The sequence below is a fragment of the Pseudomonas sp. PAGU 2196 genome (assembly GCF_022179005.1).
Taxonomy (GTDB): Bacteria; Pseudomonadota; Gammaproteobacteria; order Pseudomonadales; family Pseudomonadaceae; genus Aquipseudomonas; species Aquipseudomonas kermanshahensis.
Genome location: NZ_BNTL01000011.1, coordinates 673 through 887 on the forward strand (window position 1 = coordinate 673; position 215 = coordinate 887).

Genomic DNA, 215 nt, shown 5'->3' on the forward strand with positions numbered 1-215 from the left:
AGCCGCTGCCAGTGTTCCAGCCTGGCCAACAGCACGCCGTTGCAGTCCCTGAGCCGCCACTGACCCCCGCGAGGTTTGCCCCATGTCCGAATTCAGCCTGCTCGACCCGTTCCAGGCGGCCACCATCCCCCTGGGCGACTGGGTCACCGCTACCCTCAACTTCCTCGTGCACAACTTCCGCGAGGTGTTTCGCGCCATCCGCTGGCCGATCGACC

General features: G+C 66.5%; 1 pseudogene. It reads left to right on the top strand.

Annotated elements, in window-relative coordinates:
• Positions 1–82: 82 nt before the first annotated feature.
• Positions 83–215, top strand: a pseudogene (locus MFF34_RS10310) (glycine/betaine ABC transporter permease); the annotation flags it as partial.